The organism is Erwinia sp. SLM-02, assembly GCF_037450285.1.
GTDB lineage: Bacteria > Pseudomonadota > Gammaproteobacteria > Enterobacterales > Enterobacteriaceae > Erwinia.
Genome location: NZ_JAQISN010000003.1, coordinates 247,719 through 272,093 on the forward strand (window position 1 = coordinate 247,719; position 24,375 = coordinate 272,093).

Genomic DNA, 24,375 nt, shown 5'->3' on the forward strand with positions numbered 1-24,375 from the left:
CGAGAAAGGCGGGCCGGATCGGGATGGGTGTTGATTACAGACGGGGAATGTCATGGCAATTGAACAGACGGCGGCAAGGGTTCCGCTCAGCCCTGCTAAGCGGCTGGACGGGCTGAACCATATTGCCGAAGTCAGAGCGCAGGTGTTCGGCAGAGATATCGAGCCGGAGCTGGAACGATTTATCAGCCAGATGCGCGATGCCCACAGCGAACACCGCCAGCGCAATATGCGCGTGCTGGCGGCTCTGTTTTATATGGCCAGGCTTCCCGCGGAGCGACACGGCGCCAGCGTCAGCGATCTCACTGTTGATGAGAAACGCGCACTGATTATCGCCATGAACCACTTTCGGGCTGCCGTGAGCCTGTTTCCTAAACGGCTGGCGATGCCGGTTTAGTCCTGCCCATACCAGGCCGTAACCCCGAGTGGAGCATGAGCATGCTTAACGATATGTCCGAGAATCAGGCAGGTTATGCCTTTGCCTGGAATACGCCCAAAAGCGCGATTAACCCTTACCTCGATCCGCCCGATCCCGTACAGAAATCCGCGCTACGCGAGGTAATCGCGCTTTACGCGGCGGATAACCGACGGCATCAGAAGCCGGGCGAATCACTGCGTAATGCGGTCTGGGATCGTTACTTCTTTAATGCGGATCGGGATCCTGTTCTGCGGGAAATTGCGCAGGACAAACTGACCGGCCAGGCTCGGATGGCGCGGGAGCGGCAGCGTTTTAATCCCGAACAGACCGTAATGGATGATATTCATGCCCAGCCCGCGTGGATTGCCCGGCCGCTTCTGCAGCGTATTGCCTTTCTGAAAAACCTGTCACGGCCCGGCCCCTGCCAGCGCTATTTATGTGCGACGGTCCGCCCCTGTCTGGATCGCCTGACGCGGGTGCGTGACGATCAAACAGGCCCGTCAATCCGTCAGATGGCCGGACATCCCGGGCTGGAAGGGCTGCTGGTGTTAAGCGATATGAATCAAAACCAGGTGAAACGGCTCTCCGCACTGGTCGCTGCACATATGGCAGGGCGGCTGGAATCGGCCTGTAGCCTGCTGCCGCTCGATAATGACGTGCAGCCCGAGGCGATTCGCCGCGTCTGGGAGCAGCTGGCGGCGGAGGTGATGCGGCTTGAGGTGATTCCACCCGCTTTCGAACAGCTCAAACGTAAACGGCATCGCCGCCGTCCGGTATCTTACGATCGGATCCCTGGCTCCCTGGCCCGGATGATTTGCACGACATGGTGGTATCGCCGCCTGTGGCAGCGGCGCTGCGAATGGCGTGAGGAACAGCTGCGCGCGGTGTGTCTGGTTAGCAGGAAAACATCGCCCTATATCAGCCGTGAAATGGCGCTGTATAAACGCGAGCAGCGTAGAAAATCGCTGGAGTTCTTTCGGGCGCATGAGCTGATTAATGAGCACGGCGACAGGCTGGAGATGGAGGCCGTGGTCAGGGCCAGCACCAGTCATCCGGTACGTCGACGTAATGAAATGATGGCCTGTCTGAAAGGGCTCGAGTTAATCGCTGAAATGCGTGGTGACCGTGCGATTTTCTACACGCTGACCTGTCCTTCGCGTTTCCATGCCACGCTGAGCCATGGCCAGCCTAATCCAATGTGGGCCGGTACCACCGTACGGCAAAGCAGCGAATATCTGGTGGGCGTTTTTGCGGCTTTCCGTAAAGCGATGCACAAGGCCGGGCTGCGCTGGTACGGCATTCGCGTGGCGGAGCCGCACCACGACGGGACGGTTCACTGGCACCTGCTGTGCTTTATGCCGCCCGGGGACTGTTCCGCTATCACCGCGTTATTACGCCGGTTTGCGATCAAAGAGGATCGTCAGGAGCTGGGTAAGGTTACTGAGCCACGCTTTAAAGCCAACGCGATCGACTCCCGCAAAGGGACGCCCACCGGCTATATCGCCAAATACATCAGCAAAAATATTGACGGACGCGGGCTGGGTAAACACATCAGCAAAGAAACCGGCACATCGCTGCGCGATAGCGCCGAACACGTCACGTCCTGGGCTTCTTTACATCGGATCCAGCAGTTCCGGTTTTTTGGTATTCCGGGCCGGCAGGCCTGGCGTGAGCTACGCCTGCTGGCAGGGCAGGTCAACAGGCAGCACAACGGACGAAAAGCAGGTGCACCGGTACTGGCTGACAGGCGCCTGGATGCCGTGCTTGCCGCCGCTGATGCGGGCTGTTTCGCCACCTATATCAGCAGGCAGGGAGGGGTGCTGGTGCCGCGTCGGCAGTATCTGGTGCGCACCGCCTATGAGTTAAGCGATGTGCAAAATAAATATGGCGATCGCAGCCGGCGGATCTATGGCATCTGGTCACCGTTAACGAAGGAGCGCATCTGCACGCACAGCTTCAAATGGAAAAGAGTGCGTAAAACTTCCGGCGGGCAGATAAGCCCTGGCCGGGGACATCTTTTTACCCCTTGGACTCGTGGCAATAACTGTCCCCACGGTGAAAAGATAAATGCGCATCACAGAATACGTGTTCAACGGAAGGAGGAGGAAACAATAAAGGACTTTAAAAATGAACATAAGTGAACAGCGAAAGCCAGGAGTGCGATGGCGAAATACGATTGATTTTTTACGTTAGTGATTCTCGTATTTAGTGATCCACGTCAGAGTCATATCTCTAAGGTATAAAAAACATTTTACAATACTTAAATTGTTCTTTACTGTATATATAAACAGTGGATATATATACAATTGTTTGGAACATCGGAGCTGTTACAGGAGGGAAGATGCAGGACTATCTTTTGGAATCATTAAAACTTCAACGTATCGATTTCTTTATTAAACTGGTTGCCGCGAGCGAATGTAATGACGAGGAAAAGTGGCTGGCAATTCAGTGGGTATCCGAATTGACGGACGAACTTATGGCGAAAATTCGTGGGCATGAATACAGTCGGTCAATGGATGTTTCCAGTTAATGATAATAGTCATTCCCGCTGCCTGTAATTTTAAGCGGGTTACGCCGACACCAGGTTAAAAACGATTTTCCCAAACCCGCTATTTCCGGCGGGTTTTCTTCTTAAGTATCACAAGCCTTACAAGACCCGCACGTTGCTCACTTTTCCTATCCCCGCAAACATAAGGCTCCAGCCATTTTAACGGTGCGGAGCGATGTTCAGCTTTATTCCCTCTCCGCTTCGTCGGTTGCCCCGCAGGAAAACTCCGCTGGGGCAGGCATGTGCTGGAGCCACGGCACGACTAAAAGGAGATAAATGGATGAAAGTGTCTGCCTGCCAGCTCGACACGATAGATGCGCTTTGCTGGCGCTATTACCAGCGCACTCAGGGCGTTGTGGAGCAGGTGCTGCTGGCCAACCCCGGACTGGCTGAATACGGCCCCTGGCTGCCCCATGGGCTGCAGGTGGAATTGCCGGATATCGTTGCACCTGCCTCGATGCAGCACGTTCAACTGTGGGATTAATGATGATCCTGGAACGCGCGAGCGGCGCTATTTCGCACGGCATTGCCGGGTTGCGCGGATGAAGCATGACGCATCCCGTCGTTAAGCGCTGCCTGGTGGGCGCCATTCTGGCACTGGCCGCCACGCTTCCTGAATTCCAGTCGCTCCGTACCTCTCCGGAGGGGCTGAGGCTGCTTGCTGATTATGAAGGATGCAGTTTGCAGCCCTATCAGTGCAGCGCCGGCGTCTGGACCGACGGTATTGGCAACACCTCCGGCGTAATTCCCGGTAAGGACATTACCGAACGACAGGCCGCGAAAGGGCTGATGACCAATGTGCAGCGCGTTGAGCAGAGGCTGGAAAACTGCGTGCTGCCAGCGGTGCCGCAGCAGGTCTATGACGCGCTGGTGTCATTTGCGTTCAACGTGGGTACCACCAGCGCCTGCCGCTCCACGCTGGTGAGGTTAATCAACCAGCAACGCTGGGAGGAGGCCTGTCGCCAGCTGCCCCGCTGGATTTATGTCAAAGGCGTTATCAACGAGGGGCTGAAAAACCGCCGCTTACGGGAAATGGCCTGGTGCTTAAAGGGAACAGAACAGGAGAAAAAACGTGAATAAACCGCAATCACTCTACGAGGCTTTGGTCCACGGTGTGCCTTATCTGCGGGAGCATCCCGAGAAAATGCGTCCCTCGGTGCGCAACGGCGCGCTGGTGGCCACCGGTGGTCATTCAGCATCATGGGAGTATCGCTACACGCTCAACGTCACCATCGACGGTTACGACGATGAGCCCCACCGGCTAATGATTCCGGTGATGCTCTGGCTCAATGACAATCAGCCTGACGCGATCAACAACCCTGCGCTACGTGAAAAGGTGTTCACTTTTTCCATCACCCCCTGCGCCGACGGCAGCAACAACAATGTCCGCCTCAGCCTGCGGCTGACCGAGCGCGTGCTGCTCGATAACCCGGGCGGCAGCCAGGTGGTCAACCTGCTGCCCGAACCGGACCGCCCTGAAGAGATGTGGACGGTAAAACGCAAATGAATCAGCGCATTGTTCCCGGCTGCAGACAATGCGCCCGGTGTGATGCCTGTGTAGAAAACTGACAATCTGAAGGCTATGAACGCACAACTAACCGAAATTATGCGCCTTATCACCAATCTGATCCGCTCAGGCGTTGTCAGCGAAGTGGACCGGAAAAAATGCCTGTGCCGGGTAAAGGTGAACGGCCTTGAAACCAACTGGATCAACTGGCTGACCCTGCGTGCCGGCAGTGCCCGCACCTGGTGGTGCCCGTCGCCGGGGGAACAGGTGGTGATCCTGAGCATGGGCGGCAATCTTGAAACCGCTTTTGTTCTTCCCGCCATCTATTCCCGCCAGTGCTCACCGCCGGCGGATTCCGTCGACGGCTGCGTCACGGCCTACCCCGACGGGGGCTGGTTTGAATATGAACCCGCCAGCGGACGGTGGTATGTCAAAGGCATTAAATCCATGGTGATTGAAGCGTCTGACGGTATCACCCTGAAAACCGGGAAGTTTGTACTGGAAGCCGACAGCACACACATCACCAGCGACATCACCGTGAAAGGCGCTGTCAGCCAGAGCGGTGGCGCGATGAGTTCCAACGGCATTGTGGTGGATAAACACCGACATACGGGCGTGAGGTCCGGCGGAGAAACATCAGGAGGTCCGGTATGACCCTGTACATCGGAATGAACCGCTGCAGCGGAGAGGCAGTGACTGACATGAACCACCTGCGCCAGTCGGTGCGCGATATTTTGCTGACGCCGCTGGGGAGCCGCATCGCCCGGCGGGAATATGGCTCGTTGCTTTCCGAGCTGATTGACCAGCCGCAGACCCCCGGGCTGCGGTTGCAGGTGATGTCTGCCGTTTATGTCGCCCTCAGCCGCTGGGAACCGCGGCTGACGCTGGATGCTATCACTATCAACAGCCACATCGACGGTTCTATGGTGGTTGGACTGACCGGAGAGCGCAATGGCGGCGCGCCGGTCTCTTTTTCCGTATCAACAGGAGCTGAGAATGGCCGTCATTGATCTTTCCCAACTGCCCGCGCCGCAGATTGTTCACGTCCCGGACTTCGAGACGCTGCTGGCCGAGCGCAAAGCTGCGTTTATCGCACTCTATCCTGCAGAGGAGCAGCCGATCGTCAGGCGTACGATTGCGCTGGAATCCGAACCCGTGACCAAACTGCTTCAGGAGAGCGCCTACCGGGAAGTCCTGCTGCGCCAGCGTATCAACGAAGCCGCCCAGGCGGTGATGGTGGCCTATTCGCTCGGTAGCGATCTCGACCAGCTGGCCGCCAATTACAACGTAGAACGCCTGATGGTGAAGCCCGCCGACCCGGGTGCGTTACCGCCGGTTCCGGCAATTATGGAGAGCGACGAGTCGCTGCGGCTGCGCATCCCGGCGGCGTTTGAAGGCGTCTCCGTTGCCGGTCCTGCGGCGGCCTACGAGTTCCACGCATTAAGCGCCGACGGCCGCGTGGCCGATGCCAGTGCGATCAGCCCGGCACCGGCTGAAGTGACCCTCACTGTTTTGAGCCGGGAAGGTGATGGCACGGCGGGGGAGGCGCTGCTGGCGATCGTTGCACAGGCGCTGAACGCGGAGAATGTGCGGCCGGTGGCCGATCGCCTGACGGTTCGCAGTGCGGAGATTGTGCCCTATCGCGTGGATGCCACGCTCTTCTTCTATCCGGGGCCGGAGGCCGGGCCGGTGATGGCCGCAGCACAATCCAGCCTGCAAAAGTATATTGCCAGCCAGCGACGGCTGGGGCGTGACATTCGCCGTAGCGCGATCTACGCCGCACTTCACGTCGAGGGGGTGCAGCGCGTAGAGCTGGCCGCGCCGCTGGCCGATATGGTGCTGGATAAAACCCAGGCTGCGTCCTGCTCTGAGTGGAGCGTGGTCGGAGGAGGCACCGATGAATAGCCTGCTGCCGCCGGGTTCTACCTCGCTGGAACGACGGCTTGCACAGGGCTGCAGCGGTATGTCCGATCTTCAGGCACCGCTACGCACGCTGTGGGATCCGGCAACCTGTCCGGCGAGTTTTCTGCCCTGGCTGGCATGGGCCTTTTCCGTGGATCGCTGGGATGAGCGATGGGAGGAGAGCATCCGTCGCCGGGTGGTGCAGGACGCGTTCTATATTCATCAACATAAGGGCACAACCAGCGCGATACGCCGTGTGGTTGAACCCTTTGGTTTTCTGATCCGCATTGTTGAATGGTGGCAGACCGGCGATCCACCCGGCACCTTTCGCCTGGATATTGGCGTGCAGGACCAGGGTATTACCGATGAAACCTGGCAGGAGCTTGAGCGCCTGATTGATGACGCGAAACCCTGCAGTCGCCAGCTAATCGGCCTCTCCATCCATCTGCAAACCAGTGGACCGCTATGGGTGGGAGCCGCCAGCTATATCGGTGAAGAAATTACCGTCTACCCGTATATCAACGAAGTGATTACATCCGGCGGCACCGCTTACGAAGGCGGCGCGGTCCACGTTATTGACGCAATGAGAGTGAATCCATGAGCACAAAATTCTATACCCTGTTGACGGATATCGGTGCCGCGAAGCTGGCCAATGCGTCCGCTTTGGGCGTTCCGTTAAAAATAACCCAGATGGCCGTGGGCGATGGCGGTGGAGCGCTGCCAACGCCGAGCGCGAATCAGACGGCGCTGACGGGTGAAAAGCGGCGGGCGAGCCTCAACTCGCTGTCTGTCGATCCGCAGAACAGCAGCCAGATTATCGCCGAGCAGGTTATTCCCGAGGCGGAAGGCGGCTGGTGGATCCGGGAGGTGGGGCTGTTTGATGAGTCCGGCGCGCTGATTGCCGTCGGCAACTGCCCGGAAACCTACAAGCCGCTGCTGGCAGAAGGCAGCGGTCGCACGCAGACCGTGCGCATGGTGTTGATTACCAGCAGTACCGAAAACATCACGCTGAAAATCGACCCGTCAGTGGTGCTGGCAACGCGGAAATACGTTGATGACAAGGTGCTGGAGCTGCGGGTGTATGTCGATGAGCAGCTGTCGAAGAAAATGGATAAAGCCGCAAACGGCGCTGATATTGCGGATACCGGGGCTTTTTTGCGTAATCTGGGGATCGGAGACAGTAACAGCAGAGCCGCAAGCGGCTTCTTCCCCCAGGGTACGGTTACCATTCCAGCTAATACCGATCTTAATACGCTGAAAATTCCCGGTGCGTATTTTCAACAGACGAACGCCGCCGTATTTAAATCACTGAATTATCCTGAGGACGGCTTCGCCGGCAGTTTGCTAATCATCAAAAATGGCGCGAACGGCAATGATGGATGCGTTCAGGAGTATACGCAATACCATTCCGGGAATACCTGGCGCCGGCTTTATGAGGTTAGTTTAAAAAAATGGACGGAATGGGATCGGATCATTTATGCAAGCGAGTTAAATACCCTTGGTCTGAACGTTGGATCAACTTTACCCGTTGGTGTGCCTGTCCCATGGCCACTTGCATCAGCACCTGCAGGATGGCTGAAGTGTAACGGTGCTGTATTCAGCGCATTACAGTATCCACAACTGGCGAAGGCTTATCCTGCGTTACGTCTGCCCGACCTGCGAGGTGAGTTTATTCGTGGTTGGGATGACGGTAGGGGAATAGATTTACGTCGTGGGTTAATTTCAGGTCAGGGATCTATGGCACAGGATCACCGGCACTGGCTTCCAACATCATCAGGTAATGGTGGTGATGGCGTAATGACGGCTATTTTTGTCGATAATAATACATCGTTAGCATATTATCCAAATGGAACTAATGAATACAACCCTAGCCCAACCAATGGAACAACATTGCAGACTTATTCTGCAAAATCCAATCAGGCGTCAGGAACGTTTGGTGATGAAACGAGGCCGCGTAACATCGCATTTAACTACATAGTAAGGGCATTATAATTTAGACGGGTATTTTGGGGGTAAGGTCTCCAATATGGCTGGAAATATTATGATGTTTAATTATGAAGCATACATGAGGGAGGGCTAATATGGAATGTTTTTCCGTTGGTGTAGGCCTCCCTGACCGTTCCTGTTCTCCACCGGAGTATAAAAGTCAATTTGCTATTTATCGCACCATTGACGGGGGTGGCTGGGAATACTGAACATGATAAACCAGTAGCAATCAATCTACCGGAAGATTATTCAGTGGATACTACAACAGTCGCGCCACTAACTCCTAATCATAGGTGAGAAAGTGCGCACGGGTTAACGGATTAAGTCGCTCAAAAGGCTGATATTTCGAAAATATAATTTCCATAAAGGCATAATTATTTATTGCTGCAGAAGTGTCTGTCAACACATTAGAGGACACGGTTATATAGAATATGGAAGCCTCTAAAGATAATAATTTTTATGATGCATGGAGAAAGTATCGTTTTTTCTAATACGGGCAGAGACGTCAGTTGTGCCAGATGTCAACTGCCCCAAACTTCCCGAAAATTAATCCCGTCCCCGCACCCGCGGGGATTTTTTTATCCGCATTCAGTATCACCCGCCAAACAACGCCCGGCGCGTGCATCAAATCCCCGCCGGCCAGAACATAGGCATACCCTTTGTAAACCGGAGAGAATGCCTTATGGCACAGGATTACCACCACGGCGTGCGCGTTGTTGAAATCAACGAAGGCACCCGCCCTATCACCACGGTAAGTACCGCTATCGTGGGTATGGTCTGCACCGGCGATGATGCCGATGCGTCCGTATTCCCGCTAAACAAACCCGTTCTGCTGACCGATGTGCTAACCGCCAGCGGTAAAGCCGGCAAATCCGGTACGCTGGCCGCGTCGCTGAAAGCGATTGCTGACCAGACCAGCCCGGTGACCGTTGTCGTCCGCGTAGCGGAGGGCAAGACGGAAGAGGAAAACAACACCAACGTTATCGGCGGCGTGACCGCTGATGGCAAGAAAACCGGCATGAAAGCCCTGCTGTCGGCCCAGTCACAGCTCGGCGTTCAGCCGCGTATCCTGGGCGCGCCGGGGCTGGATACCCTGGCAGTGGCCACTGAACTGCTGGGCGTGGCGCAGAGCCTGCGCGGCTTCGCCTACCTGTCTGCCTGGGGCTGTAAAACGATGGAGGAGGTGATTACCTATCGTGACAACTTCAGCCAGCGAGAAGGCATGCTGATCTGGCCCGATTTTATCAGCTTCGACACCGTTGCCCAGGCAGAGGCCACGGCATTTGCCACGGCGCGTGCGCTGGGCCTGCGCGCCAAAATCGATGAGCAGACCGGCTGGCATAAAACTCTGTCAAACGTCGGCGTCAACGGGGTTACCGGCCTTTCCGCCGACGTGTTCTGGGATCTGCAAAACCCGGCAACCGACGCGGGCGTGCTGAACCAGAACGATGTCACTACCCTCATCCGCAAAGACGGTTTTCGTTTCTGGGGATCCCGCACGCTGAGCGACGATCCGCTGTTCGCCTTTGAAAGCTATACCCGAACCGCGCAGGTGCTGGCCGACACGATGGCCGATGCGCAGATGTGGGCGGTGGATAAGCCCCTCAATCCTTCGCTGGCCCGCGACATTGTGGAAGGCATTCGCGCCAAAATGCGTAGCCTGGTCAGCCAGGGCTATCTGATTGGCGGTGATTGCTGGCTGGATGAGTCGGTGAACGATAAAGACTCGCTCAAGGCCGGGAAACTGCTGATTGATTACGACTATACGCCGGTACCACCGCTGGAAAATCTGATGCTGCGTCAGCGTATTACCGATCGATATTTAATGGATTTCGCCAGCCAGGTCAGCGCTTAAGGGGGCATCATGGCATTACCACGTAAGTTAAAACATCTGAACCTGTTCAACGACGGGAATAACTGGCAGGGGATCGTTGAATCTCTGACCCTGCCGAAATTTACCCGTAAATTTGAGAAATATCGCGGCGGCGGTATGGCGGGTGCGGTCGATGTGGATATGGGGCTGGATGACGGTGCCCTGGATACCGAATTCTCGATTGGCGGTATGGAATCGCTGGTGTTTAAACAGCTGGCGAAAAATACCGCGGACGGCGTGCAGCTGCGTTTTACCGCCTCTCTGCAGCGGGACGACACCGGTGAGGTGCAGGCGCTGGAACTGGTGGTCCGCGGCCGTCACAAAGAGATTGATTCCGGCGAACTGAAAACCGGCGAGAGCAATTCGACCAAAGTCAGCAGCACCAACAGCTACGTGAAGCTGACCATTGATGGCGAAGTTCTCTATGAAGTTGACGTCATCAACATGGTTGAAATCGTTGGCGGCGTCGATCTGATGGCTGAACACCGCAAAGCGCTGGGCCTCTGATTGCCTTTAAACGGCGCGGATCCCCGCGCCTTATTCCCTTATTTCAGGAACGAAAAATGACTGATACAGCGCACGAAAAAACCGTGTTACTGGATACGCCGGTGCATCGCGGCAAGGAAAAAATCACCGAACTGGTTCTGCGTAAGCCGCAGTCCGGGGCGCTGCGTGGCACCCGCCTGCAGGCCATCATGGATATGGACGTGGCGGCGATGATGACCATTATTCCGCGAATTTCAACGCCCACGCTGACCGCGCAGGAAATGAGCGAGCTCGATCCGGCCGATCTCACCGCGCTGTCGGTGGAGGTGGTAACTTTTTTATTGAAGAAATCGGTCCTTGCCGATTTGCCGAAAATCTGACGGTAGAAGATCTGGTGGCCGATGTTGCCACTATTTTTCACTGGTCGCCGTCCGTCACTGATGTTATGTCGCTAACTGAAGTGCTGGAGTGGCGGCATAAAGCAATGATCAGAAGCGGGGCCAGCGATGAGTGACACAAACCTGCGTCAGCAGGTCATTCTGAATGCGGTTGACAAGCTCACCCGCCCATTCCACTCGGTTGCCGCCAGCGTGAAAATGCTGGCCGCTGCCGTGCAAAACAGCCGTCTCCGGCTGAAAGAAATCAACGCGCAGATCCGGCGCTTTGATGGTTTTTTCCGTGCCGGTGTGCAGTCGGTGTTTTTCAATCAGAGCCTGAACTCGTCTCGCGAGGAGGCGGCAAAACCTGGCGTGCGGTCTGTCAGGGCCGGCCTGTTTGCTGAACAGCCGCAGGTGCAATGGCATCAGAAGGAACGCGGCATTAACCCACTGCAAAACCCATATCGTGCGCTTCGTCAGTCGCTAAAGGGGCTGAATATCGTCTTAGCGCTGTGCAGCCGGTCGCTCGGCCAGGCGCAGCGCGCGCTGAAACTCAGCTTCCATGATGCCCGGCAGGGACCGGATCGGCAGTGGGCCTCTTTGCCGGGGCTGAGGGAGGTGACTGCCGGAAGCGAAACCCGCTCCGGGATGGTCAGCACGGCCCGGGCCAGAAGTGAAGGAGCCTCCGGCGGTTTGGCAAGCCTGACAAACGCCAGAGCAGCACAAACAAACGGGCTGATGCCAAATTCCCCGGCCAGACGAGTGGCAAACGGCTACCTCAACGTGGGCGCCGGTATTCAGCCCCCCGCGATGCAGAACGACGGCGCGGGAGCGGAGCGTGAGCAGCGTAGATCTGCTTCTCAGCAGGCCGGGCAGGAAGTGCGGGTCTCGATTCACCGCATCGTAGAGATGATCGACGTGCAGCTGAAAGGCGTGCGGCCAGCCGGGGTGACGCCGGGATCTGTATCTCGAGCCGCTGGCGGTGCGGTTAACGTTAAAGATAATCCCCCGGGGCCGGTATTGATGCCGGATTCGGCTCTGCCTGCCGGCCTCCCGGGTAAGGATATCCGCGAGCAGGTGGCCGCCCTGACCGACGCCCTGAAAAGTGGGGCCGGTTCCGTCCAGCAATGGGCTAACGCCTGTCGGGAAATGGCGGGCCCTCTGCGTTGTGTCGCTTTGATTTTACCAGAAGCCTCGGGCGGCGTAAGCCATCTCACCGTCACCGCGTCGGCGGCGTTTCGACCCCTGGCGATGCTGAGCAGCGGCATCAGCCGGCTGGCCGAACAGGCGAATGAGGCGTTCCGCCAGCTGGCCGGTGAAGGGGCAGCCAAAGCCGCAGAAGCGATTGAGCGCCTGAAAAAGGCGTTTAATGGCCAGCAGGAGGCGCAGAAAGGCGGCGGTATTCTGGATGCCCTGCGGGACGGTGCTCTGGAAGCCATCACCGGGCAGGCGCAGAAAGCCATGAGCCTGCTGATCCTCGCCTTTACTCGCCCCGCTGAGGCAATCAGAGAACTGAATGCCCTTTTAGCCGGGCTGAGAACGAGTGTCTCCGTTATCGGTGCTGTCATCAGCGTACTGGGGTCAGGCATTGGCAGCCTGTTTGCGTCACTGACGGGGTCGATTAGCAGTGCCGGGGGGATGATCGCCTGGCTGGCATCCGGGCCTTTTGCCATGTTGCGTATGGTGTGGACCGGCCTTTCTGCTTTGATGCTGGCACTCCTTACCCCGGTCGGCGGCGTGATTGCTGCACTGGCTGCCGTGGGTATGGTTATCTGGAAGTTCTGGCAGCCGATCGGTGCCTTTATCGGCGGTGTGGTGGCGGGATTTGCCGCGGCGGCGGCGCCCATCACGGCTCTTTTTGCACCGTTAAAGCCGATGTTTCAATCCATTGGCAGCAGCCTTAACGGGTTACGGGACTGGTTTATCCAAATCCTCACGCCGGTGAAATCCACGGCTGAGGCACTCGATAATGCGGCGGCAATGGGATCTGAATTTGGTCAGGTATTGGCCGCTGCGTTTAATGGGCTTCTGAAGCCGCTGCTGATTGTTCATGACAGTCTGGACTGGCTGCTGGATAAGCTGGGCCTGGTTGGGGAAAAAACGCAAGAGATTAAGCTGCCCGCCGACGCCGCTAAAAAATCCAGTGCCTTTACCCGCGCAGACAACTATCCGCTACCTGATACGGCGGGATGGTGGTATCCGGGAGCCCCTTTCCCCGTGTATGACAGCGGGGGTTCCATCCTGCGAGGCCAGTTTGGCATTGTGGGTGAAAGAGGGCCGGAAATTGTCAGTGGGCCAGCGCACGTCACCAGCCGCAGACGGACGGCGGCTCTGGCTTCGCTGGTTGCCGTATCGATGGGGGCAGCGGCAGCCCCCGTTGAGCTGGCCCCGCTGCACCCGTTGAGCCTTGCCGCTGAACGTGCGGTTTCACCGACGCCGCAGGCGGTAACCGCGGCCGACGTGCATATCGAAACGCATGCGCCGATTACTATTTATGCTCAGCCAGGCCAGGACGCCCGGGATATTGCGCGTGAAGTCGCGCGCCAGCTTGATGAGCGCGAACGTCTGGCGCTGGCACGGGCCCGCAGTAGCTACAGCGATCGGGGAGGATACGAGTCATGATGATGGCACTGGGATTGTATGTTTTTATGCTGCGCACCACGCCGTACAGTTCGCTGAACTATCAGCGTAGCTGGCGACACGCGGCTAATCAGCGGATCAACCGGCGGCCCACGGCGCAGTTTCTTGGCCCCGATGCCGATTCGCTAACGCTCTCCGGTACTCTGCTGCCGGAAGTCACCGGGGGGGCGCTGTCGCTGATGGCTCTGGGGCAGATGGCGGAACTGGGTAAGGCATGGCCCTTGATTGAGGGCAGCGGAGCGATATACGGCATGTTTGTAATTGAGGCGCTGACTCAGGTTAAGACCGAGTTTCATTCGAACGGATCGCCGCGCAAAATTGACTTCACCCTGAAACTCCGACGCGTAGATGAGTCTCTGCCGGGAATGTTTGGCGATCTGCGACAACAGATGGTGCTGTTAACGGACTCTGCGGTATCGGCGGTGGGTGACATCTCAAATGCGATGGGAGGGTAAGCGCAATGGGCTTTTGTTCAGACCTCGCCAATACCGGCAGAAGGATGCCTGATTACCGGCTGACTGTTGATGGTGAAAATGTGACCGAACCGCTGAGTAACCGTCTGATGAGCCTGACGCTGTCGGATAATAAAGGGTTTGAATCAGACGTGCTGACAATGACGTTTGACGACGCAGACGGGCAGGTCATCCTGCCGTCGCGCGGCGTGAAAATCAGGCTGGCAATCGGATGGAAAGGCGAACCGCTGTACGTAAAAGGCTCCTTTATCATCAATAAGGTCGAGCATACCGGTGCGCCCGACAGGATCACCGTCAGCGCCTCCAGCGCTGACGTGTGTAAAACTCTTAATACCCGTCAAAACCGGTCATGGCATCAGACGACCGTGGGGGCAGTGGTAGAGAAGATTGCCAGCGATAACAACCTGTCAGCGGAGTTAGGCAAAGGCACCGCGGACAAGCCGGTGGAGCATCTCGACCAGACGAATGAGAGCGATGCCAGTTTCTTAATGAGGCTGGCGCGCATGTATGGCGCCACGGCTTCGATGAAAGACGGCCATCTGCTGTTTTTTTTGATGGGGCAGGGAACCACCGCCAGCGGCATACCGCTTCCGTTGATAACACTCAACCGGAAGGAGGGGGATTCCCATCGTTTTGCGCTTGATGACGTCAATACCTACAGTGGCGTTCAGGCCCACTGGCTGGATACGCAGGAGCCAGAAAAGGAGAGTACGACAAAAGCCGACCGTCAGCAGAAGAGCGGCGGGAATGCCTGGCTGGAAGGACAGGATGGCAACGTACTGGTACTGAACCGGACTTATGCCAGCCGGAGCGAGGCGCAGCGGGCCGCTAAGGTGCAGCTTGCAAGGCTGCGGCGTGGGACGGTGACGTTCAGACTGACGCTGGCAGAAGGGCGGGCCGATCTGTTTACGGAGATGCCGGTTAAAGTGGTTGGCTTTAAGCAACCGATTGATGATGCAAACTGGACGATTAGCAATCTGCAGCACGCGCTGAGCCCGACCACCGGCTTCACCACCGTTATCTCCCTTGAGGTGAAAATCGACGATCCGCTTTAACGGTGCCGGCGTGGCCGACATCAGGGAATGAAAACCCCAATTATGAATTTTTAACTTCACAAAATGGTTTTAAGGAGTACCATACTCATCACGATGATGAACATGGAGGTAATGAAGATGATGAACTGTCCATTGTGTGGCCGCGCAGCCCACACCCGAAGTAGTTTCCAGGTCTCTACCGAGACAAAAGAGCGTTATAACCAGTGTACGAATATTGAGTGCGGGCACACCTTTGTTACGCATGAAACCTACGTCAGATCCGTCTGCCGGCCGGATAAAATCAGTTCTGCACCACCGCATCCGAAAGTGCTGCAGAAGCCGCCTGTCAGCCAGCCGCGGGTTAGCTGATATAGAGCACGAGTTTGCATCTTCAGCCCACCTTCAGGTGGGCTTTTTAATGAAATCATCGCTGCCATTCTGCTGCCAGTTGAATTCAAAGCAACAAAAAAGCCACTCCTGAGAGTGGCTTAATTATATGATTCTAAAGCTAAAATTTGGTGGCCCCTGCTGGGTTTGAACCAGCGACCAAGCGATTATGAGTCGCCTGCTCTAACCACTGAGCTAAGGGGCCTGAGGCGCGGGATTATAATGTAACTGCGCGCGGCGATCCAGCGTTTAACTTTTGTATGTCTATTTTCCAGGCAAACTACGATAGTCAGGAACTGGTTGAATTACAGACACTTTGATCGCGACAGGGGACGAATCCCGTTACCCCGGACCCTAAGCGCACCTTCACAAATCTTTCCCGCGTTCATTTTTCTGTCATCTTTTCCCGTTAAAAATCGGGCTGCGGTATCCGGCCAGAGGGATGACGTCATCCATCAACCCGGCGCTCGCACTGCAGAAAAAGTCGATTTATTGAGCTTTAATATCCCCTTGTTTTTATTTGTTATTCCGTTGGTTTTTGTTGGTAAGTATCAAGAATAACTAATGAGTTTGTTCCTGCTGCCTTGATTTATCTACACGCGTAGATAGAATGCGTGTTGAGAGAAGATTCACGGCGTGGGAAATCCGGCGGCCACGTGAAGATCAATTTTGTTTCGCGTTACTTATATGACTGGTCACTTTTAATCCAGCGACCGCGAAGCAAAAAACATGTTCCAACACCAGGGAACCCGTTACCGATCTTTGCACTATGGCTATTTGTTCCTTTCCCCCGACCGTGTCTTTTCCTCGTGCAGGAAGCTCATGGCAGGGGCCTTAAATGGATTTTCAAAACAGGATTTGTTTATGTCTCAACCTCATAGCGTTGCCGAACCCTATTCCGTGCCGTCCACTGCGGCGGCCGATGAACGGTTAACCACTCAAGAAGGGCGTAAGGATTTCTGGCGTGCGACCCTGTCATGCTGGCTGGGTACGGCGATGGAGTACGCTGACTTCGCGCTGTACGGGCTGGCTGCCGGTATTATTTTTGGCGATGTCTTCTTCCCCGAGGCCAGCCCCTCAATGGCACTGCTCTCCAGTTTCGCGACCTGGTCGGTTGGCTTTATCGCCCGCCCCATCGGCGCGCTGTTCTTCGGCTGGCTGGGCGATCGCCACGGCCGAAAACTCGTCATGGTTTCCACCATTATTCTGATGGGTCTCTCAACCACGCTGATCGGCCTGATCCCTTCCTATGCTTCTATCGGACTGTGGGCGCCCGCCTGCCTGGTGATCCTGCGATTTACCCAGGGTTTCGGTGCCGGGGCGGAGCTTTCCGGCGGGACGGTAATGCTCGGTGAATATGCACCGGCGCAGCGGCGCGGGCTGGTTTCCTCGGTCATTGCGCTGGGCTCCAACAGCGGTACGCTGGTGGCATCGCTGGTGTGGCTGGCGGTAGTGCAGATGGATCAGCAGTCGCTGCAGGAGTGGGGCTGGCGCATTCCGTTCCTCTGCAGTTCGCTGATCGCGCTGGTGGCGCTGTGGATCCGCCGTCATCTGCGTGAAACGCCGGTGTTTGAGCGCCAGAAAGCGGCCTTGCAGCAGCAGCGTATGCAGGCGCAAAGCGCACCGGAAGCCACCGATCGCCGCGGGTTCTGGCAGCGCAGCCGCGCCTTCAGGGTAATGGTCGGCCTGCGAATTGGCGAAAACGGACCCTCCTATCTGGCTCAGGGATTTATCATCGGCTACGTGGTGAAAGTGCTGGCGGTGGATAAATCGGTGGCGACCACCGCCGTGTTTATTGCCTCGCTGCTCGGCTTCCTGATTATCCCGCTGGCGGGCTGGCTGTCCGACCGCTTTGGCCGCCGGATTACCTATCGCTGTTTCTGCCTGCTGCTGATCCTCTATGCCTTCCCGGCGTTTATGCTGCTGGATTCCCGCGAGCCTGCCGTGGTGATTGCCACCATCGTGACCGGCATGGGGCTGGCCTCGTTAGGCATTTTTGGCGTACAGGCGGCATGGGGCGTAGAGTTGTTTGGCGTAACGCATCGCTACACGAAAATGGCCACGGCGAAAGAACTGGGATCGATCCTCTCCGGCGGAACTGCGCCGCTGGTGGCCGCAGCGCTGCTCTCCTGGACCGGGCACTGGTGGCCCATCGCAACCTATTTCGTTGTGATGGCGGCGATTGGGCTGGCGACCACATTCGTTGCACCGGAAACGCGGGGACGCGATCTGAACGATCCCCACGACGCTATTTAACGAAAACATAAGGACAGTGGCGGAATGGCAACAAAAAATCTGGCGAAGTCGGTGGCGGCAAAGCCTAATCCTCACCGCGCCACGCGTGCCGATGTTGCCAGAGAAGCCGGAACATCGGTGGCGGTGGTCAGCTATGTGATCAATAACGGTCCACGTCCGGTGGCGGCGGCTACCCGTGAACGCGTGCTGGCGGCGATTAAAAAAACCGGCTATCGGCCCAACAATGTGGCGAGGGCGCTGGCTTCCGGCACCACCAAAACATGGGGCCTTATCGTGCCGAATATCGATAATGCCTTTATCGCCTCGCTGGCTCATGCGCTACAGCAGGAGGCTCTGGCGAATGACAGGGTGATGCTGCTGGGGGATTCAGGCGACAGCCGCCGGCGCGAACTGCAGCTGATTAACAATATGCTCAGCCAGCAGATTAGCGGGTTGTTTTATATCAGCGTGGATCGTCATCCCTACACCGATTTACTGCAGGCCAGCGGCACGCCGTTTGTCATGCTGGACCGCGTCGATCCCGCACTGCAGGTGAGCGTGCTGCAGGTGGATGAGCGCGAGGCCTCCCGCCAGGTGACCGCTCACCTGTTAAGCCACGGCTACGGTGAGGCGGGCATTATCTGTGGCCCCCTCGAGAGGCTGAATACGCAGGAGCGCCTGCTTGGCTGGCGGGAAGCGCTGGCGGAGTACGGCGTGCAGGAGCAGCCGGAATGGATTTTCAGCACCCCGTATACCCGCGAAGGCGGCTATCTGGCGGCAAAAAAAATGTTACAGGGGGCAACGGTGCCGCGTGCGCTGTTTGCCACCAATGAAGCGCAGGCGATTGGCTGCATTCGCGCGCTGAGCGAGCAGGGGTTAAGGGTTCCGGAGGATGTGGCGCTGGTCTGCTTCAACGGCACGCAGCAGGCCGCCTATCACGTGCCTTCGCTGACCACCGTGCGCCAGCCGGTGGCCGAGATAGCGAAAACGGCGATCGTCATGCTGGCGGAATGGAACGGAGAGGCCATGCTGCGCGAATTTTCACACCGTCTGGAGATTGGAGAATCCTGTGGCTGCCAGGCAGCCCGTTATTCCGATAGCGAGTTATGAAAAGAATCATTATTGACTGCGATCCCGGCAACGGGATTGCCGGAGCAAACGTAGACGACGGCCTGGCAATCGCGCTGGCCCTGGCTGCCCCGGAGCTTTCGCTGGAGCTGATTACCACGGTGGCGGGAAATACTCCCAGCGAAGTGGGATACAGCGTGGCCAGGGATCTGATGCAGCGCACCGGCAGGTCGGTGCCGGTGGTGAAAGGGGCAGACAGGGCGCTGTGTGAACCGGCCGGGCCATGGCGTGAAGTGCTGGACCGCCGGGTACACGGTAATCAGCTGGGGTATCTGTGGCAGGGAGTGCGCCAGCCCGCACGCTTTACACCGACGCAGCAGGAGGCGGCGGATGCGATTGGCCAGCTTATCTGCGACAACCCCGGTGAATTTACCCTGGTGGCGATTGGTCCGCTGACCAACGTCGCCCTCGCGCTGCAGCGTTATCCGCAGATGGCGCAGGCGGTGCAGGAAATTGCCATTATGGGCGGGGTGTTCGCGCTGGATGATTTCATTAAGGACACCAACTTCGGCATCGATCCGGAGGCGGCGCATCAGGTGCTGACCAGCGGGGCGAATATCACCCTGGTGCCGATGGACGTCACCAGCAAAACGATGATGACCCATGGCGATCTGGACCGCATTGCGCAGCTGCCTGGGCCGCTGGCGGAGTTCGTCAGCGAAACGCTGCGGCCGTGGATTGATTACTCAATGCAGACCCGTCGCCTGCCGGGCTGCTGGATCCACGATGCGCTGGTGGTGGCATGGCTGATCAATCAGCACGTTGCCCGTGCGGCAGATTACTACGTGGACGTAGAACTGCGTCCGGGTATGACGCGCGGTAAATCCTGGCGCTATCGCCCGCCGCTGCGGCTGGATGTGGGGATTGGTCAGCCGGAAGGAGGCCTGATCCACGTGTTACAATCCGTGAATAACGACCTGCTGCTGGCGATGCTGGAGCAGTATCTGGCGATGATCCCACCTGAAATTTCCTGAATCTACGAAAGCCTGAGGCTGATGCAGTATGGTCTTTCGATTGCACAAGATCGAGGCCGCTGCTTCAGTATCCTCTGGCTTTTATCATGCAGGCCGGTACGTGCTATTTCCCTCCTTTGCCGGGATTCTGGTGAAAATGCACCGATTTCCTCATTCGTTCAAAGCGGCCTGGCACTATCTGGTCTCGGCCCGTTTTTGGCACTTTCCCGACGATTACCTGCCTAATAATTACGCACGAAACAAACTGACATTCCTGCTTACATCCTGAGCATAAGCCTGACAAAAGCGTCGGTCCGGGCTTTGAATTCACATGCTATAAACAAATAAATAACAATTACCGTATCCCCTACAGGACAGGAAATCCCTATGCTTAACTGGACTTCAACCCAGCGCAATGTGGCGTTCGCCAGCTTTGCCAGCTGGACGCTGGATGCGTTCGACTTCTTTATTCTGGTGTTTGTGCTGAGCGATATCGCCGCCAATTTCCACACCGAAATTTCCGACGTTTCGCTGGCGATCATGCTGACGCTGGCAGTCAGGCCGATCGGTGCGCTGCTGTTTGGTCGCCTGGCGGAAAAGTACGGGCGTCGCCCGATCCTGATGACCAACATCATTATCTTTTCGCTGTTTGAGCTGCTTTCCGCCTGGTCACCCACGCTGGAGTGGTTCCTGATTTTCCGCGTGATTTACGGCGTGGCAATGGGCGGCGTATGGGGCGTGGCCTCCTCGCTGGCGATGGAAACCATCCCCGACCGCTCGCGCGGGCTGATGTCCGGCGTGTTTCAGGCGGGCTATCCGTGCGGTTACCTGCTGGCGTCAATCATCTTCGGTCTGTGCTACAGCCTGGTAGGCTGGCGCGGGATGTTCCTGATTGGCGTCGTGCCGATCCTGCTGCTGCCGTTTATCTATTTTAAAGTGCCGGAGTCGCCGGTGTGGCTGGCCGCCCGTGAACGTAAGGAGAGCGTGGCGCTGATGCCGGTGCTGCGCAGCCACTGGAAGCTGTGCATCTATCTGGTGCTGCTGATGGCCTGCTTTAACTTCTTCAGCCACGGCACTCAGGATCTCTATCCCACCTTCCTCAAGGTTCAGCACGGCTTCAACCCGCAAACCGTCAGCATTATTGCCATTTTCTACAATATTGCGGCGATGCTGGGCGGCATATTCTTTGGTTCGCTGTCGGAGAAAATCGGCCGCAAGAAAGCCATGATTATTGCCGCTTTCCTTGCGCTGCCGGTGCTGCCGCTGTGGGCATTTTCCAGCGGCTCGTGGATGATTGGCTGCGGCGCGTTTCTGATGCAGTTTATGGTGCAGGGCGCGTGGGGCGTGGTGCCGACCTATCTGACCGAACTGGTGCCGGCCAATGCCCGTGCGGTGCTGCCGGGGTTTGTCTATCAGTTAGGCAACCTTATTGCCTCGGTGAATGCCACGCTGCAGTCGAAAATTGCGGAGGCGCACGGAAATAACTACGGGCTGGCGATGGCAATCGTGGCGGGGACGGTGGCGATACTGATCTGCCTGATCGTCGCTTTTGGCCGCGAAACGCAGGGCGTGAAAATTTCAGGCAGTGAAGAGGCGGCGGGAGCCGCAGCGGAAAACCGTTAACGGGGCGACAGCCCTCGGGCTGTCGTCGTCAGATCACTCAGGCGGCTGGCAGACGTCCACCCATTCGGCGTCGGTCAGGCGGGCCATGTATTCCGGCGCGATGCGCACCGCGCTGTGGATGGCTCCTGCAGCGGGCAACACTTCCTGATAGTCGCGCAGCGATACGTCGCAGTAGACGGTGAGCGGATTTTCCAGGCCAAACGGGCAGACGCCGCCAACCGGATGGCCGGTCCAGCTCACGACTTCCTCGCTGTTTAACATCCGCGCTTTGGCACCCAGCGCCTGCTTCAGCTTGCGGTTATCCAGCCGGGCATCGCCGCGGGTTACGACCAGCACCACGCGATCTTTCACTTTCAGCGACAGGGTTTTGGCAATTTGCCCGGGTTCCACCCGGTGTGCCCGGGCGGCCAGATCGACGGTGGCCGTACTCTCTTCCAGTTCGATAATGGCGATTTCAGGTGCTCGCTCGGCGAAAAACTGCCGTACGGATTCCAGACTCATACTGCTTCTCCTTTATTTGCCGCCGGTAAACGCATTCCGGGGATCGGTGTCCTGCGGCTGGGTGCTGTCGATCAGATCCTGATAAGACAGCAGCATATTCCGCCCCTGATTTTTTGCCAGGTACAGCGCCCGGTCGGCATGGGCCAGCGCGCTGTTAAAATCGTCCCCTTCCAGTGGGGCAATACCGGCGCTGATGGTGACGTGGGTCGATACCCTGTCGTTAAAACGGTGGGAAATTTCCAGATTCACCACGTACTGGCGGATCCGCTCCGCCAGCTGCATGGCAATCGTTTCATTCACGTTGGTCAGCAGCACCAGAAACTCTTCGCCGCCCCAGCGGGTCACAATATCGCGTGAACGCACCGCATCGCGGATGGCGGCAGAAACGCGTATCAGCGCCTGATCGCCCATCGTGTGGCCGTAATTGTCGTTGTAGGCCTTAAAGTTGTCGATATCCAGCAGCAGGACAAAGTGATATCCCGAATGTTTCTCAAGGATGCTTTGGAGCCGATTATTCAGGCCGCGACGGTTATATAAGCCGGTAAGGGGATCGAGCATGCTCAGATCGCTGTAGGATTCTTTTTCGGCGTAAAGCTGGCCGAGCAGGCGGCGGGTAAAATTATCCAGGCGCCGCAGCATCAGGTGATGAAGCGTGAAGCCGACCAGCGGCAGGGTGATGGTAAATATCATTAACAGCGTATTGCGTCCGGCATCCAGCATCAGCACGGTCGCGGCGGTTGGCAGGGCGTGCAGGCAGAATGCCAGCAGGTGATCGCCCAGTGCAATCGCGCTAATAAAAAATACGCTGACCAGCGCGACCAGCAGGTAATTATCGGCAATATAGAACTGATAATGATAGCGGGAAAATATATGCCAGGCCCAGAGTAAACCGGTAAATAATGCCACGCCGTTCAGGCGCTGAATTTGCGCCGCCGGATTGAATAGCAATCTTGCTAGCAATACAGAGCTGAATATCACAATAAGTAATGTGGGGGCGCAGGCCGTGAGTGGCGTATGGCTGGTGGCACGAAGCGACAGAAATGAAGCGGTAACAATATTTAAAAACAGAAATAGCATCAACGACAGGCGACGCTTGCTGTTAAGCAATTCATCATAGATTTTAGTTTGCATTTTAATTACTCGTGACTGCCCTGGAATATCAAAGCATGACTTGCTGCAGGTGGCAGATGCTTATCAACTGGAATAGTTTAGAGCTGTTATTATTTGATTTTTCTGAATTGTGATCGGAGTCAATCTAACATTTATCGTCCAGGCTGTCATCCGCGGGAATAAAGTTTCAACAATGTTGCTGCAAAGTGATAAAAACTATCATATGATATTGGTAATCATTATCATTTGAAATTGTGTGGACACAGCTATGGAAGCCGCAATGATCGCTGCGTGTGGACTATGGGGGATAAGCTGGATGATGGGGAAAAGACTCGATAGCGGATGGGGCGTACTGCTGCCCTGCACGATTATGCCGCAGATGGCGATGATGGAGCTGTCGTTCACCGAATGGCGGATGCTGATGGTCGTGGCGTTTCTGGCCACCGTGGTGATGCTGTTCCACAAGCGTCTGCGTCACTATATGCTGCTGCCGTCGTGTATTGCGCTGGTGGGTGGGGTAGCGGCAATTACCGTCAACTTCAGTACGCAATAAGCCCGTTAAGCACCATCGTGGACGACGGATATAGCACTACAAACGTTCAGGACTGATGAGAATAAAACGAATCATACCGGAGTGAATAAAATACTACTGGGGAAAAGCGCTGGGATTCTTTCAGGAAGAGATAATCAACATGGTGCGAAGAGAGGGACTTGAACCCTCACGTCCGTAAGAACACTAACACCTGAAGCTAGCGCGTCTACCAATTCCGCCACCTTCGCGTCCTGTTGATCTTTTTATTCATATCACCGCATTTGGTGCGAAGAGAGGGACTTGAACCCTCACGTCCGTAAGAACACTAACACCTGAAGCTAGCGCGTCTACCAATTCCGCCACCTTCGCGCAGATGCTGCGTAATATGAATAACATGGTTTTTGGTGCGAAGAGAGGGACTTGAACCCTCACGTCCGTTAAGACACTAACACCTGAAGCTAGCGCGTCTACCAATTCCGCCACCTTCGCATACCCGCAACACAACAACGTTGTATCGCAACCACGGAGGCGCATTCTAGAGATTTTACCAGGTACGTCAACAGTTATTTTTTATTGCTGGATCAATCGCCTGAAAAAACAGCGAATGGGGCATTTTTGGTGGTTTTAACGCACTTTCAGGGGACCGTGCGGCCCCCTGATGATCA

26 protein-coding genes and 4 tRNA genes are annotated in these 24,375 nt (G+C 56.5%); 24 read left to right on the forward strand and 6 right to left on the reverse strand.

The genetic code is table 11. From position 1 onward, the window contains the following. Nucleotides 1-52: 52 nt before the first annotated feature. The 19 genes from PGH32_RS18005 (at nucleotide 53) to PGH32_RS18095 (ending at nucleotide 15,610) form a co-directional block, all read left to right on the forward strand. Nucleotides 53-394 carry a DUF5347 family protein gene (locus PGH32_RS18005; protein WP_314426891.1) on the forward strand — a complete coding sequence of 114 codons (342 nt, stop codon included), beginning with the start codon at nucleotides 53-55 and terminating at the stop codon, nucleotides 392-394. Between the two features lie 41 nt (nucleotides 395-435). After that, a complete protein-coding gene (locus PGH32_RS18010) occupies nucleotides 436-2,556 on the forward strand; it encodes a replication endonuclease (RefSeq protein WP_443112808.1) in 2,121 nt (706 codons plus the stop codon). Nucleotides 2,557-2,756: 200 nt separating this feature from the next. Further along, nucleotides 2,757-2,945, forward strand: a complete 189-nt coding sequence (locus tag PGH32_RS18015; protein ID WP_314426894.1) for a hypothetical protein — start codon at nucleotides 2,757-2,759, stop codon at nucleotides 2,943-2,945. A gap of 298 nt (nucleotides 2,946-3,243) precedes the next feature. Continuing rightward, nucleotides 3,244-3,447 (forward strand): tail protein X, encoded by a 204-nt coding sequence (locus PGH32_RS18020; protein WP_314426898.1) that lies wholly within the window; start codon nucleotides 3,244-3,246, stop codon nucleotides 3,445-3,447. 65 nt (nucleotides 3,448-3,512) lie between these two features. Then, entirely contained in the window at nucleotides 3,513-4,043 is a 531-nt protein-coding gene (locus PGH32_RS18025) for a lysozyme (protein WP_337894753.1), read from the forward strand. Beyond that, nucleotides 4,036-4,470: a phage tail protein gene (locus PGH32_RS18030; RefSeq protein ID WP_337894754.1), complete on the forward strand. Its 435-nt coding sequence runs from the start codon at nucleotides 4,036-4,038 to the stop codon at nucleotides 4,468-4,470. The genes PGH32_RS18025 and PGH32_RS18030 overlap by 8 nt, the downstream gene beginning before the upstream one ends. Before the next feature lie 75 nt (nucleotides 4,471-4,545). After that, nucleotides 4,546-5,124, forward strand: a complete 579-nt coding sequence (locus PGH32_RS18035) for a phage baseplate assembly protein V (RefSeq protein WP_337894755.1) — start codon at nucleotides 4,546-4,548, stop codon at nucleotides 5,122-5,124. Next, on the forward strand, nucleotides 5,121-5,480 hold the full coding sequence (locus PGH32_RS18040; RefSeq protein WP_337894756.1) for a GPW/gp25 family protein: 360 nt from the start codon (nucleotides 5,121-5,123) through the stop codon (nucleotides 5,478-5,480). The genes PGH32_RS18035 and PGH32_RS18040 overlap by 4 nt, the downstream gene beginning before the upstream one ends. Next, the gene (locus PGH32_RS18045) at nucleotides 5,467-6,375 is read left to right on the forward strand and encodes a baseplate assembly protein (protein ID WP_337894757.1); all 909 of its coding nucleotides are present in this window, start codon (nucleotides 5,467-5,469) and stop codon (nucleotides 6,373-6,375) included. The genes PGH32_RS18040 and PGH32_RS18045 overlap by 14 nt, the downstream gene beginning before the upstream one ends. Then, nucleotides 6,368-6,973, forward strand: coding sequence for a phage tail protein I (locus PGH32_RS18050; RefSeq protein ID WP_337894758.1), 606 nt, complete (start codon nucleotides 6,368-6,370; stop codon nucleotides 6,971-6,973). Before PGH32_RS18045 ends, PGH32_RS18050 begins: the two co-directional genes overlap by 8 nt. Continuing rightward, nucleotides 6,970-8,364 carry a phage tail-collar fiber domain-containing protein gene (locus PGH32_RS18055; RefSeq protein ID WP_337894759.1) on the forward strand — a complete coding sequence of 465 codons (1,395 nt, stop codon included), beginning with the start codon at nucleotides 6,970-6,972 and terminating at the stop codon, nucleotides 8,362-8,364. Before PGH32_RS18050 ends, PGH32_RS18055 begins: the two co-directional genes overlap by 4 nt. A 676-nt stretch (nucleotides 8,365-9,040) precedes the next feature. Next, nucleotides 9,041-10,213, forward strand: a complete 1,173-nt coding sequence (locus tag PGH32_RS18060) for a phage tail sheath protein (protein ID WP_337894760.1) — start codon at nucleotides 9,041-9,043, stop codon at nucleotides 10,211-10,213. 9 nt (nucleotides 10,214-10,222) lie between these two features. Beyond that, nucleotides 10,223-10,738 carry a phage major tail tube protein gene (locus tag PGH32_RS18065; protein WP_314426916.1) on the forward strand — a complete coding sequence of 172 codons (516 nt, stop codon included), beginning with the start codon at nucleotides 10,223-10,225 and terminating at the stop codon, nucleotides 10,736-10,738. Between the two features lie 56 nt (nucleotides 10,739-10,794). Next, nucleotides 10,795-11,097, forward strand: a complete 303-nt coding sequence (locus PGH32_RS18070) for a phage tail assembly protein (protein WP_314426918.1) — start codon at nucleotides 10,795-10,797, stop codon at nucleotides 11,095-11,097. A gap of 14 nt (nucleotides 11,098-11,111) precedes the next feature. After that, nucleotides 11,112-11,231 (forward strand): GpE family phage tail protein, encoded by a 120-nt coding sequence (locus PGH32_RS18075; RefSeq protein ID WP_314426920.1) that lies wholly within the window; start codon nucleotides 11,112-11,114, stop codon nucleotides 11,229-11,231. Then, nucleotides 11,224-13,716: a hypothetical protein gene (locus PGH32_RS18080; protein ID WP_337894876.1), complete on the forward strand. Its 2,493-nt coding sequence runs from the start codon at nucleotides 11,224-11,226 to the stop codon at nucleotides 13,714-13,716. The genes PGH32_RS18075 and PGH32_RS18080 overlap by 8 nt, the downstream gene beginning before the upstream one ends. Beyond that, nucleotides 13,713-14,189, forward strand: a complete 477-nt coding sequence (locus PGH32_RS18085; RefSeq protein WP_337894761.1) for a phage tail protein — start codon at nucleotides 13,713-13,715, stop codon at nucleotides 14,187-14,189. Before PGH32_RS18080 ends, PGH32_RS18085 begins: the two co-directional genes overlap by 4 nt. Nucleotides 14,190-14,194: 5 nt before the next feature. After that, nucleotides 14,195-15,262 (forward strand): phage late control D family protein, encoded by a 1,068-nt coding sequence (locus tag PGH32_RS18090; RefSeq protein WP_337894762.1) that lies wholly within the window; start codon nucleotides 14,195-14,197, stop codon nucleotides 15,260-15,262. A 117-nt stretch (nucleotides 15,263-15,379) separates the two neighbouring features. Further along, complete coding sequence (locus PGH32_RS18095) at nucleotides 15,380-15,610, forward strand: ogr/Delta-like zinc finger family protein (protein WP_314426927.1); 231 nt, start codon at nucleotides 15,380-15,382, stop codon at nucleotides 15,608-15,610. A 147-nt stretch (nucleotides 15,611-15,757) separates the two neighbouring features. Here PGH32_RS18095 and PGH32_RS18100 read toward each other — a convergent pair. Further along, nucleotides 15,758-15,833, reverse strand: a tRNA-Ile gene (locus PGH32_RS18100). Nucleotides 15,834-16,492: 659 nt separating this feature from the next. Here PGH32_RS18100 and PGH32_RS18105 point away from each other — a divergent pair. The 4 genes from PGH32_RS18105 (at nucleotide 16,493) to PGH32_RS18120 (ending at nucleotide 21,567) form a co-directional block, all read left to right on the forward strand. Beyond that, the gene (locus PGH32_RS18105) at nucleotides 16,493-17,884 is read left to right on the forward strand and encodes an MFS transporter (RefSeq protein ID WP_314426929.1); all 1,392 of its coding nucleotides are present in this window, start codon (nucleotides 16,493-16,495) and stop codon (nucleotides 17,882-17,884) included. Nucleotides 17,885-17,908: 24 nt separating this feature from the next. Beyond that, nucleotides 17,909-18,973 (forward strand): LacI family DNA-binding transcriptional regulator, encoded by a 1,065-nt coding sequence (locus PGH32_RS18110; protein ID WP_337894763.1) that lies wholly within the window; start codon nucleotides 17,909-17,911, stop codon nucleotides 18,971-18,973. Then, a complete protein-coding gene (locus PGH32_RS18115) occupies nucleotides 18,970-19,965 on the forward strand; it encodes a nucleoside hydrolase (RefSeq protein ID WP_314426933.1) in 996 nt (331 codons plus the stop codon). The genes PGH32_RS18110 and PGH32_RS18115 overlap by 4 nt, the downstream gene beginning before the upstream one ends. Nucleotides 19,966-20,331: 366 nt before the next feature. Then, nucleotides 20,332-21,567 carry an MFS transporter gene (locus PGH32_RS18120; protein ID WP_337894764.1) on the forward strand — a complete coding sequence of 412 codons (1,236 nt, stop codon included), beginning with the start codon at nucleotides 20,332-20,334 and terminating at the stop codon, nucleotides 21,565-21,567. 33 nt (nucleotides 21,568-21,600) lie between these two features. Here PGH32_RS18120 and PGH32_RS18125 read toward each other — a convergent pair whose 3' ends face one another. Both PGH32_RS18125 and PGH32_RS18130 read right to left on the reverse strand, forming a co-directional pair. After that, nucleotides 21,601-22,068 carry a YbaK/EbsC family protein gene (locus tag PGH32_RS18125; RefSeq protein WP_314426937.1) on the reverse strand — a complete coding sequence of 156 codons (468 nt, stop codon included), beginning with the start codon at nucleotides 22,066-22,068 and terminating at the stop codon, nucleotides 21,601-21,603. Nucleotides 22,069-22,080: 12 nt separating this feature from the next. Further along, nucleotides 22,081-23,199, reverse strand: coding sequence for a GGDEF domain-containing protein (locus PGH32_RS18130; protein ID WP_314426939.1), 1,119 nt, complete (start codon nucleotides 23,197-23,199; stop codon nucleotides 22,081-22,083). Nucleotides 23,200-23,446: 247 nt separating this feature from the next. Here PGH32_RS18130 and PGH32_RS18135 point away from each other — a divergent pair, with 247 nt between their 5' ends. Continuing rightward, a complete protein-coding gene (locus PGH32_RS18135; RefSeq protein ID WP_337894765.1) occupies nucleotides 23,447-23,731 on the forward strand; it encodes a DUF1435 domain-containing protein in 285 nt (94 codons plus the stop codon). Between the two features lie 140 nt (nucleotides 23,732-23,871). Here PGH32_RS18135 and PGH32_RS18140 read toward each other — a convergent pair. The 3 genes from PGH32_RS18140 to PGH32_RS18150 form a co-directional block, all read right to left on the reverse strand. Next, nucleotides 23,872-23,958: transfer RNA gene (locus PGH32_RS18140), tRNA-Leu, on the reverse strand. A gap of 34 nt (nucleotides 23,959-23,992) precedes the next feature. Further along, nucleotides 23,993-24,079: transfer RNA gene (locus PGH32_RS18145), tRNA-Leu, on the reverse strand. A gap of 33 nt (nucleotides 24,080-24,112) precedes the next feature. Then, nucleotides 24,113-24,199: transfer RNA gene (locus PGH32_RS18150), tRNA-Leu, on the reverse strand. Between the last annotated feature and the right edge of the window lie 176 nt (nucleotides 24,200-24,375).

Excerpts from the sequence above, each read along its gene's own strand:
- PGH32_RS18005 (WP_314426891.1), top strand. The coding sequence starts at position 53 with ATGGCAATTGAACAGACGGCGGCAAGGGTTCCGCTCAGCCCTGCTAAG.
- PGH32_RS18010 (WP_443112808.1), top strand. The coding sequence starts at position 436 with ATGCTTAACGATATGTCCGAGAATCAGGCAGGTTATGCCTTTGCCTGG.
- PGH32_RS18015 (WP_314426894.1), top strand. The coding sequence starts at position 2,757 with ATGCAGGACTATCTTTTGGAATCATTAAAACTTCAACGTATCGATTTC.
- PGH32_RS18020 (WP_314426898.1), top strand. The coding sequence starts at position 3,244 with ATGAAAGTGTCTGCCTGCCAGCTCGACACGATAGATGCGCTTTGCTGG.
- PGH32_RS18025 (WP_337894753.1), top strand. The coding sequence starts at position 3,513 with ATGACGCATCCCGTCGTTAAGCGCTGCCTGGTGGGCGCCATTCTGGCA.
- PGH32_RS18035 (WP_337894755.1), top strand. The coding sequence starts at position 4,546 with ATGAACGCACAACTAACCGAAATTATGCGCCTTATCACCAATCTGATC.
- PGH32_RS18040 (WP_337894756.1), top strand. The coding sequence starts at position 5,121 with ATGACCCTGTACATCGGAATGAACCGCTGCAGCGGAGAGGCAGTGACT.
- PGH32_RS18045 (WP_337894757.1), top strand. The coding sequence starts at position 5,467 with ATGGCCGTCATTGATCTTTCCCAACTGCCCGCGCCGCAGATTGTTCAC.
- PGH32_RS18050 (WP_337894758.1), top strand. The coding sequence starts at position 6,368 with ATGAATAGCCTGCTGCCGCCGGGTTCTACCTCGCTGGAACGACGGCTT.
- PGH32_RS18055 (WP_337894759.1), top strand. The coding sequence starts at position 6,970 with ATGAGCACAAAATTCTATACCCTGTTGACGGATATCGGTGCCGCGAAG.
- PGH32_RS18060 (WP_337894760.1), top strand. The coding sequence starts at position 9,041 with ATGGCACAGGATTACCACCACGGCGTGCGCGTTGTTGAAATCAACGAA.
- PGH32_RS18065 (WP_314426916.1), top strand. The coding sequence starts at position 10,223 with ATGGCATTACCACGTAAGTTAAAACATCTGAACCTGTTCAACGACGGG.
- PGH32_RS18070 (WP_314426918.1), top strand. The coding sequence starts at position 10,795 with ATGACTGATACAGCGCACGAAAAAACCGTGTTACTGGATACGCCGGTG.
- PGH32_RS18080 (WP_337894876.1), top strand. The coding sequence starts at position 11,224 with ATGAGTGACACAAACCTGCGTCAGCAGGTCATTCTGAATGCGGTTGAC.
- PGH32_RS18085 (WP_337894761.1), top strand. The coding sequence starts at position 13,713 with ATGATGATGGCACTGGGATTGTATGTTTTTATGCTGCGCACCACGCCG.
- PGH32_RS18090 (WP_337894762.1), top strand. The coding sequence starts at position 14,195 with ATGGGCTTTTGTTCAGACCTCGCCAATACCGGCAGAAGGATGCCTGAT.
- PGH32_RS18095 (WP_314426927.1), top strand. The coding sequence starts at position 15,380 with ATGATGAACTGTCCATTGTGTGGCCGCGCAGCCCACACCCGAAGTAGT.
- PGH32_RS18105 (WP_314426929.1), top strand. The coding sequence starts at position 16,493 with ATGTCTCAACCTCATAGCGTTGCCGAACCCTATTCCGTGCCGTCCACT.
- PGH32_RS18110 (WP_337894763.1), top strand. The coding sequence starts at position 17,909 with ATGGCAACAAAAAATCTGGCGAAGTCGGTGGCGGCAAAGCCTAATCCT.
- PGH32_RS18115 (WP_314426933.1), top strand. The coding sequence starts at position 18,970 with ATGAAAAGAATCATTATTGACTGCGATCCCGGCAACGGGATTGCCGGA.
- PGH32_RS18120 (WP_337894764.1), top strand. The coding sequence starts at position 20,332 with ATGCTTAACTGGACTTCAACCCAGCGCAATGTGGCGTTCGCCAGCTTT.
- PGH32_RS18125 (WP_314426937.1), bottom strand. The coding sequence starts at position 22,068 with ATGAGTCTGGAATCCGTACGGCAGTTTTTCGCCGAGCGAGCACCTGAA.
- PGH32_RS18130 (WP_314426939.1), bottom strand. The coding sequence starts at position 23,199 with ATGCAAACTAAAATCTATGATGAATTGCTTAACAGCAAGCGTCGCCTG.
- PGH32_RS18135 (WP_337894765.1), top strand. The coding sequence starts at position 23,447 with ATGGAAGCCGCAATGATCGCTGCGTGTGGACTATGGGGGATAAGCTGG.